Source organism: Mycobacterium sp. NGS61, assembly GCF_059812325.1.
In genome coordinates this window covers 338,055-352,304 of sequence record NZ_JCALCL010000002.1, presented here as the reverse complement: position 1 = coordinate 352,304, position 14,250 = coordinate 338,055, and the positions used below count along the sequence as shown (strand labels likewise).

The 14,250-nt window shown below is 67.1% G+C and carries 14 protein-coding genes; 2 read left to right on the top strand and 12 right to left on the bottom strand.

All coding sequences use genetic code 11. The features are described from left to right. Positions 1–2 precede the first annotated feature (2 nt). From pyk to AC5Y3Z_RS06255, 9 genes are all read right to left on the bottom strand, one after another. On the bottom strand, positions 3–1,421 hold the full coding sequence (gene pyk / locus AC5Y3Z_RS06295) for a pyruvate kinase (protein WP_463825217.1): 1,419 nt from the start codon (positions 1,419–1,421) through the stop codon (positions 3–5). Between the two features lie 61 nt (positions 1,422–1,482). Further along, on the bottom strand, positions 1,483–1,917 hold the full coding sequence (locus AC5Y3Z_RS06290; RefSeq protein WP_463825216.1) for a DUF2752 domain-containing protein: 435 nt from the start codon (positions 1,915–1,917) through the stop codon (positions 1,483–1,485). Continuing rightward, positions 1,907–2,290 carry a TM2 domain-containing protein gene (locus AC5Y3Z_RS06285; protein WP_463825215.1) on the bottom strand — a complete coding sequence of 128 codons (384 nt, stop codon included), beginning with the start codon at positions 2,288–2,290 and terminating at the stop codon, positions 1,907–1,909. The genes AC5Y3Z_RS06290 and AC5Y3Z_RS06285 overlap by 11 nt, the downstream gene beginning before the upstream one ends. Positions 2,291–2,379: 89 nt before the next feature. After that, positions 2,380–4,464 carry a prolipoprotein diacylglyceryl transferase gene (locus tag AC5Y3Z_RS06280; protein WP_500001802.1) on the bottom strand — a complete coding sequence of 695 codons (2,085 nt, stop codon included), beginning with the start codon at positions 4,462–4,464 and terminating at the stop codon, positions 2,380–2,382. A gap of 8 nt (positions 4,465–4,472) precedes the next feature. Continuing rightward, a complete protein-coding gene (gene trpA / locus AC5Y3Z_RS06275; RefSeq protein WP_463825213.1) occupies positions 4,473–5,285 on the bottom strand; it encodes a tryptophan synthase subunit alpha in 813 nt (270 codons plus the stop codon). Beyond that, positions 5,282–6,535 (bottom strand): tryptophan synthase subunit beta, encoded by a 1,254-nt coding sequence (trpB, locus tag AC5Y3Z_RS06270; protein ID WP_463825212.1) that lies wholly within the window; start codon positions 6,533–6,535, stop codon positions 5,282–5,284. Before trpB ends, trpA begins: the two co-directional genes overlap by 4 nt. A gap of 35 nt (positions 6,536–6,570) precedes the next feature. Then, entirely contained in the window at positions 6,571–7,389 is an 819-nt protein-coding gene (gene trpC, locus AC5Y3Z_RS06265) for an indole-3-glycerol phosphate synthase TrpC (protein WP_463825211.1), read from the bottom strand. Between the two features lie 90 nt (positions 7,390–7,479). Next, a complete protein-coding gene (locus tag AC5Y3Z_RS06260; RefSeq protein ID WP_463825210.1) occupies positions 7,480–8,133 on the bottom strand; it encodes a TIGR02234 family membrane protein in 654 nt (217 codons plus the stop codon). Further along, positions 8,126–9,676 carry an anthranilate synthase component I gene (locus tag AC5Y3Z_RS06255; RefSeq protein WP_463825209.1) on the bottom strand — a complete coding sequence of 517 codons (1,551 nt, stop codon included), beginning with the start codon at positions 9,674–9,676 and terminating at the stop codon, positions 8,126–8,128. The genes AC5Y3Z_RS06260 and AC5Y3Z_RS06255 overlap by 8 nt, the downstream gene beginning before the upstream one ends. 64 nt (positions 9,677–9,740) lie before the next feature. On the opposite strand from AC5Y3Z_RS06255, the gene AC5Y3Z_RS06250 reads away from it, so the two are divergent. Continuing rightward, positions 9,741–10,196 (top strand): peroxiredoxin, encoded by a 456-nt coding sequence (locus AC5Y3Z_RS06250; protein ID WP_463825208.1) that lies wholly within the window; start codon positions 9,741–9,743, stop codon positions 10,194–10,196. A gap of 9 nt (positions 10,197–10,205) precedes the next feature. On the opposite strand, the gene AC5Y3Z_RS06245 is transcribed toward AC5Y3Z_RS06250, so the two are convergent. Continuing rightward, on the bottom strand, positions 10,206–11,297 hold the full coding sequence (locus AC5Y3Z_RS06245; protein ID WP_463825207.1) for a calcium:cation antiporter: 1,092 nt from the start codon (positions 11,295–11,297) through the stop codon (positions 10,206–10,208). A 332-nt stretch (positions 11,298–11,629) separates the two neighbouring features. Here AC5Y3Z_RS06245 and AC5Y3Z_RS06240 point away from each other — a divergent pair, with 332 nt between their 5' ends. Further along, entirely contained in the window at positions 11,630–13,126 is a 1,497-nt protein-coding gene (locus AC5Y3Z_RS06240) for a serine/threonine-protein kinase (protein ID WP_463825205.1), read from the top strand. Here the strand turns inward: AC5Y3Z_RS06240 and hisI are convergent. Together hisI and hisF are read right to left on the bottom strand one after the other, a co-directional pair. Beyond that, positions 13,123–13,467: a phosphoribosyl-AMP cyclohydrolase gene (hisI, locus tag AC5Y3Z_RS06235; RefSeq protein WP_463825204.1), complete on the bottom strand. Its 345-nt coding sequence runs from the start codon at positions 13,465–13,467 to the stop codon at positions 13,123–13,125. The genes AC5Y3Z_RS06240 and hisI overlap by 4 nt on opposite strands. Next, a complete protein-coding gene (gene hisF / locus AC5Y3Z_RS06230) occupies positions 13,464–14,225 on the bottom strand; it encodes an imidazole glycerol phosphate synthase subunit HisF (RefSeq protein WP_463825203.1) in 762 nt (253 codons plus the stop codon). The genes hisI and hisF overlap by 4 nt, the downstream gene beginning before the upstream one ends. Positions 14,226–14,250 lie beyond the last annotated feature (25 nt).

Here is a 14,250-nt window from a genome sequence, read left to right as displayed (position 1 = left end):
CGCTAGACGTCGTCCTCACCGATCCGGTGCACATGGATCAGGTTGGTGGAACCCACCGTGCCGGGCGGCGCGCCCGCCACGATGACCACCAGGTCACCGCGCTTGTAGCGGCCCAGCTCGAGCAGCGACTTGTCGACCTGGCGGATCATCCCGTCCGTCGACTTCATGTGCGGGACGATGAACGTCTCGGTGCCCCACGTCATGGCCAGCTGACTGCGCACCTCAGGCAGATCGGTGAAAGCCAGCAGCGGCAGCGGTGTGTGCAGGCGGGCCAGGCGCCGCACGGTATCGCCGGACTGGGTGAAGGCGACCAGCGCTTTGGCGTCCAGCCGCTCCCCGATGTCGCGGGCCGCGTAAGAGATCACCCCGCGCTTGGTGCGCGGCACGTGCGTCAGCGGTGGCGCGGCCGTTGAGTTCTCCTCGACCGCGCACACGATCCGCGACATCGTCTTGACCGCCTGCAACGGGTGCTTGCCCACCGAGGTCTCGCCGGAGAGCATCAGCGCGTCGGCCCCGTCGAGGACGGCGTTGGCGACGTCGGAGGCCTCGGCCCGGGTAGGCCGGGAATTCTCGATCATCGAGTCGAGCATCTGGGTAGCCACGATCACCGGCTTGGCGTTCTCCCGCGCCATCTGAATGGCCCGCTTCTGCACCAACGGCACCTCTTCGAGCGGCAACTCCACCCCGAGGTCACCGCGGGCCACCATGACGGCATCGAAGGCCAGGACGATGGCCTCCAGATTGTCGATCGCTTCCGGCTTCTCCAGCTTGGCGATGACCGGCACCCGTCGCCCGACCCGATCCATGACCTCGTGGACCAGTTCGACGTCCGACGGCGATCGGACAAACGACAGCGCCACCATGTCGACGCCGAGTTCCATCGCGAACGTCAGGTCCTCGATGTCCTTCTCCGACAGAGCGGGGGCGGAGACGTTCATTCCGGGCAGCGAGATGCCCTTGTTGTTGCTGACTGGGCCGCCCTCGACCACTTTGCAGACCACGTCGTTGCCGTCGACGCTTTCGACCTGCAGTCCGACTTTGCCGTCGTCGACCAGAACGCGGTCGCCCACGGTCGCGTCCTCGGCCAGCCTTTTGTAGGTGGTCGACACCCTGTCGTGGGTGCCCTCGCAGTCGTCGACGGTGATCCGGACCGTCTCGCCGTCTTCCCAATGGGTGGGTCCGTCGGCGAACCGGCCCAGCCGGATCTTCGGGCCTTGCAGGTCGCAGAGCACGCCGACGGCGCGGCCGGTGGCATCTGAGGCCGCCCGAACCCGCTTGTAGGCGGCTTCGTGATCGCTGTAGTCGCCGTGGCTGAAATTCATTCTGGCGACGTCCATACCTGCTTCGACGAGCGCCTTGACCAACTCGTCTTTTTGAGTTGCCGGTCCGAGAGTGCAGACGATCTTTCCGCGTCTAGTCACGACGCCAAAGCATAGTCGCGCTTGCTGGCATCTGGGGGTCCCAGAGCCGCGAGGCGCGTAACTATCCGGTGAGCACCGTGGGTACCAGAGGAAAACCCGGGAGATTGCGGACCACCGTCCACGCAGTCATGGCGACGACGAACAGGGCCGTCGTCCTGATCGGAAGGTAGGACTGCCGACGCGTGCGCCGCAGCACAATCCACACCGCCAGCAGCGGGAGCGCGACCAGGAAGAAGACGTTGTCGTTGATGCCGGCCACCAGATCGCCGTGCAGCAGGTCATGGGTCATCCGCAGGCCGCCGCAGGCCGGGCAGTTCCACCCGGTGATCAACTTGAACGGGCACTGCGGGTAAACCGAACCCGGCTGGTGGGGGTCGGCCAGACCGATGTAGGTCAGGGCGCCGCCGAGCAGGACCGCCGATCCGACGGCCGCGTAACGCCCGGGACGCCGACGGTCCTGTTCGTCGGTGGCTGGTGTCGGCCCGTTAGGTTCCATCGCGTAGTGGTCGACCCATCGGATCGGTGACCTTGTCGGTCAGGATCAGCACCGCGTCGATGATCCCCCAGATGACGGCACCGACTCCGCAGGTGACCCAGCCGACGAGCAGTTGAGCGACGCCGAGTCCGGTGTGTCCGGCATAGATGCGGCCGATCCCGGCGATGCCGAACAGCCCCAGCAGTTGCAGCAGTCCTGCGACCGTCTTCGACTTGTCCGAATACGGTTGACCGGTGACGGGGTGGCGACCGAACGGTGCCGAGGGGTCGTAGGGGCCGCCGTAATGCGGTGCAGGTGGATAGGGCGGCGGGTATCCCGGTTGCTGGTGCGGCGGATACGGTTGCTCGTCAGCGGCCCACGGCTGGTCAGTCACGGTCTCAGCATGCCAGATCCGGCGCGCTGCCGGTGAGGTCGCGGAGACGCTCTGAGAAGACGCAGCCTGCGACGAGCGTCAGGTGACCGCTAGGACCGGCGCCTCCTGAACCGATCTCGCCATCGCTGCCGCGCTGGGCCGGCCACCGGCGGTGTGCTCGCTGCGCTTGAGGCCGGCTTGTCATCTTCGGTGGGTTCAGCCGTGTCGCTGTCGGACGGCTCTGGGCTTTGCGTGCTGACGGACTCGATGTCGGTTGCGTCGGTCTCGGGTTCAGCCTGGGCGGGCTTGGCATCCTCCGAGGGCGACTCGTCGTGGGTGTCATCCGCCGACTCGGCGTCCGGCTCAGGGGATTCAGCGACCTCAGGCTCGGACGCCAGTTCCTCAGCACCCGCCTCAACTGATTCAGCATCAGGCTCGGTGGACTCAGCGACCTCAGGCTCAGACGGCAGTTCCTCCGCCGCAGGCTCCTCAGCAACCGCCTCATCCGCGGCGGCGTCGACCGACCCAGCATCAGGCTCCGTGGCCTCAGCGACCTCGGCCTCGGGCGCCAGTTCCTCCGCCGCAGGCTCCTCAGCAACCGCCTCCTCCGCGGCGGCGTCAACCGACTCAGCATCAGACTCAGTGGATTCAGCGACCGCAAGCTCAGGCGCCAACTCCTCAGCACCCACCTCAACCGACTCAGCATCAGACTCAGTGGATTCAGCGACCTCAGCCTCGGGCGCCAGTTCCTCAGCCGCAGGCTCCTCAGCAACCGCCTCCTCCGCGACAGCATCGGCGGACTCCGCATCAGACTCAACCTGTGGGACTAACGGGTCGGCTTCAGCGATAGCAGACTCGAGATCCTCGTCCAACGCCTCATCGGCGACAGCATCGGCGGACTCCGCATCAGACACAACCTGTGGGACTAACGGGTCGGCTTCAGCGATAGCAGACTCGAGATCCTCGTCCAACGCCTCATCCGCGACGGCATCAACCGACTCCGCATCCGACTCAGCTGATTCGTCAGCCTCGCCATCGGGTGCCCCGGCTACCGACTCATCCGCGGCGGCGTCCATCGTCTCGTCGCCAACCTCCCCCTCGGCGACCAGTGGATCGGCTTCAGCGATAGCAGACTCGAGATCCTCGTCCAGCGCCTCGTCGCCGACAGCATCGACCGACTCGGTTGCCTCAGGCTCAGCAGTCTCGACCTTCTCCGCACCAGCGCTTCCGCCCTTACCGGCCGCGCCCTTGACCATCACCACCGATCCCGTACCTACCGCCGCAAGCTCCTCGGCCGGTTCCGGTGTCGACGACTCCTCGTCGTCACCGAAGCCGCGCAGCAAGGACGGATCTTCGCGATCCTTAGGCGCCACGATCAGGTAAACCACCGCACCGATGAATACGAAAGTGGAGGTGAACGTGTTGATCCGGATGCCGGCGATCAGCGTCGCTGTGTCGTCGCGCAACAACTCCACGCCGAATCGCCCGACGCAGTACAGCGCGACGTAGCTGGCGAACAACCGCCCGTGGCTGAGCGTGAAGCGACGATCCAGGTAGAGCAGCGCAGCGAATACCAGGACGTTCCAGATCAATTCGTAGAGGAACGTGGGTTGTACGACGGCGAAAACCTCACCCGTGGAGACGCCGTCGAGAGAATGCGGGTCCTGGAACCCGGCGGGGTCCTTGCGGTAAAAAATTTCCAAACCCCACGGCAGCGTGGTCTTGCGCCCGTAGAGCTCCTGGTTGAAGTAGTTGCCGAGTCTGCCGATGGCCTGCGCCAACACAATTCCGGGCGCGACCGCGTCGAGGAAGGCCGGCAACGGAATTCCGTTGCGCCGGCACCCGAGCCAGGCACCGAACACACCGAGTGCGACCGCACCCCAGATTCCCAACCCACCGTCCCAGATACGCAGCGCCGCACTCAACCCGGCGCCGCCCGGACCCCAGTACGTCCGCCAGTCCGTCGCAAGGTGGTACAACCGTCCGCCGATCAGGCCGAAAGGCACCACCCACAAAGCGATGTCGTAAATTAGGCCGCGTTCACCGCCGCGGGCCACCCAGCGCCGGTCCCCGATCAACAGCGCCACCAAGATCCCGACGATGATGAAAAACGCGTAGGCGCGAATCGGCAACGGGCCGAGGTGCCACACCCCGCGCGGCGGGCTGGGGAAGTAGGCCAGCAGCTTCTCGGACATAGCAGTCGTCATATCCGTGCCACGCTGCGCACGCCGGCGGCGAGTTCCTCGGTCAGCCCGCGCAATGTCGGCAGACCTTCGGCCAGTGCAGAAACCAGCGCTGAACCGACGATGACGCCGTCGGCGTAGCTGCCGATCTGTGCGGCCTGCTCGCCCGAGCGCACACCCAGACCGACTCCAACCGGTATGTCCGACACCGCCTTCACCCTCCCCACCAGTTCAGGTGCGGCGTTCGATACCGCATCACGTGCGCCGGTCACGCCCATCGTCGACGCCGCGTAGACGAACCCCCGCGAGAGCTCGACGGTGTTCGCCAACCGTTCGGGCATCGACGACGGCGCGACCAGAAAGATGCGGTCCAGTCCGTGCTCGTCAGACGCCGCAAGCCAGGATTGCGCCTCGTCGGGAATCAGATCCGGGGTGATCAGGCCATGGCCGCCGGCTGCCGCCAGGTCTCGCGCAAACGCGTCAACGCCGTAGCGCAACACCGGATTCCAGTAGGTCATCACCACCGCGTGACCGCCCGCTCCGCTGATCGCCTCGACTGCGGCCAACGTGTCCCTGATCCGCACTCCCCCGCTGAGCGCCACCTCGGTAGCCCGCTGGATGGTGGGCCCGTCCATCCCCGGATCCGAATAGGGCACCCCGACTTCGATGATGTCGCAACCGGATTCGACCAACGCGGTCATGGCCCGCACCGACGTCGGCACGTCGGGATAGCCGGTGGGCAGGTAGCCGATCAGCGCCGCCCGGGCGTCCGCGCGGCACGCCTCGAACAGCGGACCCAGTCTGCTTGCTTCGCTCTGTTCCACCGTCATCACGTGTCCAGTAGGCCGAACCACTTCGCGGCGGTCTCCACGTCCTTGTCGCCACGACCGGACAGGTTGACCACTATGACCGCGCCCCTTCCCAATTCGGCACCCAGCTTGAGGGCACCAGCTACCGCGTGCGCGGATTCGATGGCCGGGATGATGCCTTCGGTGCGGCACAACAGGCCGAACGCCTCCATGGCCTCGGTGTCGGTGATCGGGTCGTAGCGCACACGGCCGATCTCCTTGAGCCATGCATGTTCCGGGCCGACGCCCGGGTAGTCCAATCCTGCTGAGATGGAGTGCGATTCGATGGTTTGGCCGTCCTCGTCCTGCAGCAGATACGAGTAGGAGCCCTGGAACGCGCCGGGTGAACCGCCCGTGAATGTCGCCGCGTGCCGTCCGGTCTCCACGCCGTCACCGGCCGCTTCGTATCCCACCAGCTGCACGCCCGGATCGTCGAGGAAAGCGTGGAAAATGCCGATCGCATTGGATCCCCCGCCGACGCAGGCCACCACGGCATCGGGCAGCCTGCCGATCTGCTGCTGGATCTGGACGCGCGCCTCCAACCCGATGATGCGCTGGAAATCGCGCACCATGGTGGGGAACGGGTGCGGTCCAGCGGCGGTGCCGAAGCAGTAATAAGTGTTGTCGGCGTTGGTCACCCAGTCCCGGAACGCTTCGTTGATGGCGTCCTTGAGGGTTCGCGATCCGGTCTCCACCGAGACCACCTGCGCACCGAGCAGTCGCATCCGTGCCACGTTGAGCGCCTGGCGCGCGGTGTCGACCGCGCCCATGTAGATGATGCAATCCAGGCCCAGCAACGCGCACGCGGTGGCGGTGGCCACACCATGCTGGCCGGCGCCGGTCTCGGCGATCACCCGGGTCTTACCCATCCTGCGCGCCAACAGCGCCTGACCCAGGACATTGTTGATCTTATGAGAACCGGTGTGGTTCAGGTCTTCTCGCTTCAGGAAGATTCGGGCGAACCCGGCGTGCTCGCCGAGTCGGGCCGTCTCATACAGCGGCGACGGGCGACCCGCATAGTGCGCCTGCAGTTTGTCCAGCGTGTCCAGGAAATCCTGGTCCACGCGCTCCTTTTCGTAAGCGACCGTGACCTCTTCGATGACGGCCATCAACGCTTCGGGCACGTAGCGGCCACCGTATACGCCGAAATGCCCACCCTGATCAGGGTCGTGATGGGTGCGTTCGACGACGGCCGCACTGGTGCGCGGAATATCCGGGTTGGACAAATCTGCCATCACAAAGACTCAGTGCGCCCGCGGCACATCAACGGCTAGCGAGACGGTTTCGGACAGGACGGATGGGTACCCGCGGTCACCAGGTCGGCGACCGCCGCGCGCGGGTCACCACTCTTGACCAAGCCCTCGCCGACCAGGACGGCGTCGGCGCCCGCTCCGGCGTATGCAAGCAGGTCACCGGTATGACGCACACCGGATTCGGCGATCCTGATCACGTTGCTGGGCAACCCTGGGGCGATGCGCGCGAAGCAGTCCCGGTCGACCTCCAAGGTCGCCAGATCCCTGGCGTTGACGCCGATTACGTTGGCCCCGGCCTTCAATGCGCGGTCAGCCTCTTCTTCGGTGTGCACCTCGACGAGCGCGGTCATGCCGAGCGACTCGGTGCGGTCGAGCATGGACACCAGCGCGGACTGGTCCAGTGCGGCGACGATCAGCAACAACATGTCGGCACCGTGCGCGCGCGCCTCGTGGATCTGATAGGGCTGCACCACAAAGTCTTTGCGCAACACCGGAATCGACACCGCGGCACGCACCGCGTCCAGGTCGTCGAGGGAGCCGTTGAAGCGTCGTTCCTCGGTCAGCACGCTGATGATCCGCGCGCCGCCGTCCTCGTAGGCGCGGGCCAGCTTGGCCGGATCGGCGATGGGCGCCAACGCCCCCTTCGACGGGCTGGCGCGCTTGACTTCGGCGATGACTCCGATGCCCGGTTCGCGAAGTGCGGCCATCACATCAAGTGGTTTCGGCGCGGCGGCGGCGGCGGCCTTGATCTCGGAGAGACTCACCCGGGCTTCGCGCGCGGCAACGTCGGCCCGGACTCCCTCGAGGATGGAGTCAAGCACGGATGCCGGACTCATGCCTGCCGTGTTCCTTTCCCCGTGACCCAACGCTCGCCAGCACGTTTCGCCGACGTGCACAAAGGGTAGCGACCGTCGGGACAGGGTCCGTCACCGCCCCTCGGTGTCCGGCCCGTCGGGCCGATCGGTGGGGTCCTGACCTTCGTCGAGGGCGTCCCAGATCATGCGTTCCGACAGCGGCGTCTCATCGGGCTGCGCGGCGTCGCGCCGCGCGATCGACCGACGGGCGCCGGGCGCCAGATATTTTGTGCCGCCTGCGGGCGTCGGGCCGGCGGTCTTGGCCGCGCGCAGATACAACGCGGCCGCAATCAGCGTGCACACCGCGGTCAGAACCGTGATCACCGCACCGGTGTAGTGACGCGAGCTGCCCACCAGGGTGACCACCGGTACGTGCGCGAGATCCGCGGCGCGCGCCGCCACATCCGGAACCGCCCACAAGCTGACGCCGAGATAGCCGATGGCAAAGCTGGATATCGCCAGCAGCGCCGCCAGCGCCCGCAGCTGCCAGCCCCGTACCGCCAGTGCCGCGGCCGCGGCGGCCAGGTTGACGATCGCCAACGGCAGCAGCGCGGTCGACCAGGTAGCGCCGGTCAGCGCGACGTCGCGGGGCTGTCCCAGCCCGTCGAATGAACGGATGACCACCCACGTCAGCCGAGACGCCGCCCACAGCGCTGCGGCGGCGACCACCAGCAGCAGTTGGGCGATCCCAGTCGTCAACCGGGCGCGGCGGGCGGTCTCAGTCACTGCTACCCGGGTCGGGCGTCGTGTCGGGGACGGTCAGCGTCCCGGCGGCTGCGATGGCGTTGAGCACCGCCCGGGCCTTGTTCCTGGCCTCGTTGTATTCGTACTCGCCGTTGGAGTCGGCCACCACGCCGCCACCGGCCTGCACGTATGCCGTCCGGTGCCGCATCAGCGCGGTGCGGATGGCAATCGCGAAGTCGGCGTTGCCGGCGAAGTCGAGGTACCCCACCACGCCGCCGTACAGGCCGCGGCGGGTCTTTTCGACTTCCTCGATCAGCTCCATCGCCCGCACCTTCGGCGCGCCCGAAAGGGTGCCGGCCGGGAAACACGCCGTCACCGCGTCGAGCGCGGTCCGACCCTCAGCCAGCTGCCCGGTCACCGTCGACACCAAATGCATCACGTGGCTGTAGCGCTCGATGTGGCTGTAGTCCTCGACCCGCACGGTGCCCGGGGTGCAGACCCGGCCCAGGTCGTTGCGGCCCAAGTCGACCAGCATCAGGTGTTCGGCGAGTTCCTTGTCGTCGGCCAGCAGTTCCTTTTCCAGCAGGACGTCTTCCTCGTCGGTCTGTCCGCGCCACCGGGTGCCGGCAATCGGATGTGTCGTGGCACGGCCGTCCTGCACGGTGACCAATGCCTCCGGGCTCGATCCGACGATCGAAAGATCCACTGCCCCTTCACTATTGGGGACCTGTAACAGATACATGTAGGGGCTGGGGTTGGTGACCCGCAGCATGCGGTACACGTCGATCGGGTCGACGTCGGTGTCGACCTCGAAGCGCTGCGAGGGCACCACCTGGAACGCTTCCCCGGCGGCAATCTGCTCCACCAGGTGCTCGACGATCGCGCTGTACTCCTCGACCGTGCGCTGGGCGCGGTACCGCGGTTCGGGCTTGCTGAAAGTGGACACCGTCGAGGGCAACGGCTGACCCAGGGCCGCGGTCATCACGTCCAGCCGCGCCACCGCGTCGTCGTAGGCCTCGTCCACCCGCTCGTCGGTGGCGTTCCAGTTGACCGCATTGGCGATCAGGGTGATGGTGCCTTCGTGGTGGTCGACGGCGGCGACGTCGGTAGCCAGCAGCAGCAGCATGTCCGGCAGCCCCAGGTCGTCGACGGCCAGCTCCGGCAGGCGCTCCAGCCGGCGCACCATGTCGTAGGCGAAGAAGCCGACCATGCCGCCCGACAGCGGCGGCAAACCCGGCAGAGCGGCGGTGGCCAACACCTCCAGCGTGGCGCGCAGCGCATCCAGCGGGTCGCCCCCGGTGGGCGCGTCCTTGGGTGCGGCGCCCAGCCAGACCGCGTGCCCGTCTCGCACCGTCAACGCCGTGGGCGCGCCGGCACCGATGAACGACCAGCGCGACCACGACCGACCGTTCTCAGCGGATTCGAGCAGGAAGGTCCCGGGCCGGTTGGCGGCGAGTTTGCGGTACGCCGAGAGCGGAGTTTCGCTGTCGGCCAAGACTTTGCGAGTCACCGGAACCACCCGGTGCTCTGCCGCCAGCACGCGGAAGTCCTCCCGAGTGGTGGTGGCTGCGAGGTTGGCGTGCACCGAACCATCCAATCAGATGAGGTGGCTCAGACCCCGGGCCGACGGCCCGCGTAGCGTGACGGTCATGAAAATTGGTGACACCGTGGCCGACTTCGAGCTGCCCGATCAGACGGGTACGCCGCGCAAGCTCAGCGAGCTGCTCGCCGACGGGCCGGTGGTGCTGTTCTTCTATCCGGCGGCCATGACGCCGGGGTGCACGAAGGAGGCCTGCCATTTCCGTGACCTGGCCGCCGAGTTCGCCGCACTCGGCGCCAACCGCGTCGGCATCAGCACCGACGAGGTGCAGAAGCAGGCCAAGTTCGCTGATTCCCAGCGGTTCGACTACCCGCTGCTGTCGGACGCCGACGGCGCCGTGGCCACCCAGTTCGGCGTCAAGCGGGGCCTGCTAGGCAAGCTGATGCCGGTCAAGCGCACCACCTTCGTCATCGACACCGACCGCACCGTGCTCAACGTGATCGCCAGTGAGATCAGCATGGACAGTCACGCCGACAAAGCGCTGCAGACGCTGCGCGGCCGCTGACGCCTGCCGCTACGGGCTCATCGCGAGGAAGAAGCACGCGGCCAGCAGCACCAGATGCACCTCGGCCTGCAACCGCGTCGCCCGGCCGGGAACCACCGTCAGCACGCTCACCACGACGGTCAGCGCCAGCAACACCAGCTGGGTGGCGCCCAGTCCCAGCACCAGCGGCCCACGGATCCAGATCGATGCCAGCGCGATGGCCGGGATGGTGAGCCCGATGCTGGCGATCGCCGACCCGTAGGCCAGGTTCAGGCTGATTTGCAGCCGGCCCTGCGCCGCCGCACGCACCGCGGCGAGGGTTTCCGGCAGCAGTACCAGCGTGGCGATCACCACGCCGACGAAGGAATGCGGAAAACCCGCCGATGCCACCATCCGCTCGATGATGGGCGACTCCACCTTTGCCAGGCCCACCACCGCTACCAGCGCCACCAGCAGCAGGCCCAGACTGGCCAGCGCCGCCTTGGTGCTCGGCGGATCGGCGTGCTCGTTGTGGTCGTCACGCTCGTCGGCACCCTGCTGGCGCACCGGCAGGAAGAAGTCGCGGTGCCGCACGGTCTGGGTGAAAACGAACATCAGATACAGCGCCAGTGACGCGACCGCGGCGAAGGCGAGTTGGCCGGCGGAGAACTGCGGGCCGGGATGACTGGTGGTGAACGTGGGCAGCACCAGACCGAGCGTTGCCAGTGTCGCGATGGTGGCCAGCGCCGAACCGCTGCCCTCGGCGTTGAACGTCGTCACGCCGTAGCGTCGGGAGCCGACCAGTAACGACAAGCCGGCGATGCCATTGGTGGTGATCATCACCGCCGCGAAGACGGTGTCGCGGGCCAGCGTCTCCGCTTTGTCCCCACCCGAGGCCATCAGCGTGACGATCAGCGCCACCTCGATGACGGTCACCGCGACCGCGAGCACCAGCGACCCCAGCGGCTCACCGACCCGGTGCGCGACGACCTCGGCGTGGTGGACGGCGGTCAGTACAGCACCGCCGAGCAACACGGCCTCCACCGCGCCCAGCAGCGGCCCAATATCCTCACCCCAGGTGAGGGCCAGCGAGATGACGGCGATCAGCGGCGTCAGCACGTTCCAGGACACCAATCTGCGCATCTACCATCCTCTCGTCAGTGCAATCAAAGTGCTTGCTGCAGAACGTCATCAGCCCTGAGACCGCCGGGTGGACCCACTCACGTCACGGAATCACGTTGGGGCGCACTGCGCATCAGCGCAACACCGTCCGCCTCGTTCGAATCACTGACGAACAGAACAGATTTCACCCCATGAAAGGCATGTCACCGCCCCATCGACGCGCGCATCGGTGCAACTCACGGCGCCCCCGATCCTACCAGCGGAGCTGCGACGATCTTCCGCGCGCCGAAACGGGGCACACCGCTGCGGGCATTGCCCGGCGAACGGGCCGGGTCGCTCAGTAGCATGCTCACATGCCGACAAGCGACGGTCCCGGCGAGGGCTTGACAGCGGGTGAGCTGTTCGCCGGATACACCATCGTGCGACGGCTGGGCGCCGGCGGCATGGGCCAGGTCTACCTGGCTCAACACCCCCGCTTGCCGCGACGTGACGCGCTGAAGATCCTGCCCGCCGAGCTGACCTCGAATTCGGAGTACCGCCAGCGTTTCAACCGCGAGGCCGAGTTGGCAGCCAGCCTCTACAACCAGCACATCGTCGGCATCCACGATCGCGGCGAATACCAGGGGCAGCTGTGGCTCTCGATGGACTATGTGGAGGGCACCGACGCCGCGCGACTGCTGCACGAGCACTACCCCAACGGGATGCCGCTGCCGGAGGTGGTGCAGATCATCTCGGCCGTGGCCGACGCGCTCGACTACGCGCATTCCCGCGGCTTGCTGCACCGCGACGTCAAACCCGCCAACATCCTGCTCGGTGACGCCCAACCACGACGACGGATCGTGCTCGCCGATTTCGGTATCGCCCGCGAGCTCGGCGCGAGCAGCAATCTGACCGCCACGAATATCACTATGGGCACCACTGCCTACTGTTCGCCGGAGCAGCTGCAGGGTCTGGACCTCGACGGGCGCGTCGACCAGTACGCGCTGGGGTGCACCGCATACCAGCTGCTCACCGGTGTTGCACCGTTCGACCACACCAGTTCGGCGGTGATCATCAGCCAGCATCTGTCCGCGCCGCCGCCGTTGCTCGGTGCGCGACGGCCCGACCTCGCCTACCTCGACGGCGTCATCGTCAGGGCGATGGCCAAGGACCCGGCGGCACGCTTTGCCTCGTGCACGGAGTTCGCGGCCGCACTCGGCGCCCCGCCCGGCCTGGTGCCGGTGCCTCCGATGGCGATGAACCCGCCGGTGCCGATGATGCCCCCGCCCCCGCGCGGCGGCGGGCACGCGACGTTGATCGTGACGCTGGCGGCCATCACCCTGGTCGGCATTGCGGTGATCCTCGGTGTGTTCGTGATGACCGAGAAGCCCGGCAGCCGCGGGGCCGATGCGTCCAGTCAGACCAGCGTGACCTCGCGACCACCGGCCCCGCCCGGCAGTCCGGTACCAACGGCGGCCAAACAGGTGCCGCATCTGACCGGCCAGGTCACCGACGAGAACCACGTCTTGAACAAGAGCGAGCATTTCTCGGTGGAGGTCGCCCTCGACCAGCTCCACGCCCAGCGCGGCACCATGCTCTATGTGGTGTACGTCAGCAACTTCGGTGGTGTTGCCCCGGATGAGTGGGCGGCACGGATCATGCGCAGCAACAACTTCCAGGACCATGACGCCATCCTCGCCATCGCCACCGAATCGGCGAGTTTCGCCTTCCAGGTCCCACCGGCGGTCAGCAAAGGCGCCATCAATGTTGACGAGATTCGTCAGGAGCGCATCAAACCCGCGGTGGCGCAAGGCAAGTGGGCCAAGGCTGCACTCGAGGCCACCGCGGGCCTGAACGTCGGCTCCCGCTAATCGGATTCCAGCAGCACTTCGGCGTCGAAACAGGTGTGGTCACCGGTGTGGCACGCGCCGCCCACCTGGTCCACGGTCAACAGCACGGTGTCACCGTCGCAGTCCAAACGCACCGAGTGCACATGCTGGGTGTGCCCCGATGTCGCGCCCTTGATCCACTGCTCACCGCGCGATCGCGAAAAATAGGTGGCCTCACGGGTTTTCAGAGTTCGGGCCAGCGCGTCGTCGTCCATCCAGGCGACCATCAACACATCGCCGGTGCCGCGTTCCTGCACCACTGCGGCGATCAGTCCGTCGGCGTTGCGCTTGAGCCGCGCGGCGATTCGTGGGTCCAGGGTCATCGCACCGTGATCTCCCGCTCGGCCATCGCGGCCTTCACCTGGCCGATGGTCAACTCCCGGAAGTGAAAGACGCTGGCCGCCAACACCGCATCGGCACCTGCGGCGACCGCGGGTGCAAAGTGGTCTGCTGCTCCGGCGCCGCCGCTGGCGATCACCGGCACGGTGACCGCGGCGCGCACCGCGCGCAGCATGGGCAGGTCGAATCCGGCTTTGGTACCGTCGGCGTCCATCGAGTTCAACAGGATCTCGCCCACACCCAACTCCGCACCGCGGGTCGCCCACTCCACGGCATCGATGCCGGTGCCGCGGCGCCCGCCATGCGTGGTGACCTCCCAACCCGACGGCGTAGGTGCCGATCCGGCCGGCACCGTGCGCGCGTCGACGGACAACACGATGCACTGCGAGCCGAACTGTCTCGACATTTCAGCCAGCAGGTCGGGCCGGGCGATGGCGGCGGTGTTGACTGACACCTTGTCGGCACCCGCGCGCAACAACATGTCGACGTCGGCCACCGCGCGCACGCCGCCGCCCACCGTCAGCGGGATGAACACCTGCTCGGCGGTGCGGCGCACCACGTCGAGCATCGTGGCCCGTCCCGACGAGGAAGCGGTCACGTCGAGGAAAGTCAGTTCGTCGGCGCCCTCGGCGTCGTAGGCGGCCGCCAGTTCGACGGGATCACCTGCATCCCTGAGGTTCTCGAAGTTGACGCCTTTGACGACACGACCGTCGTCGACGTCCAGGCACGGGATTACCCGCACCGCGAGGCCACCTGTCCCCTCGCGA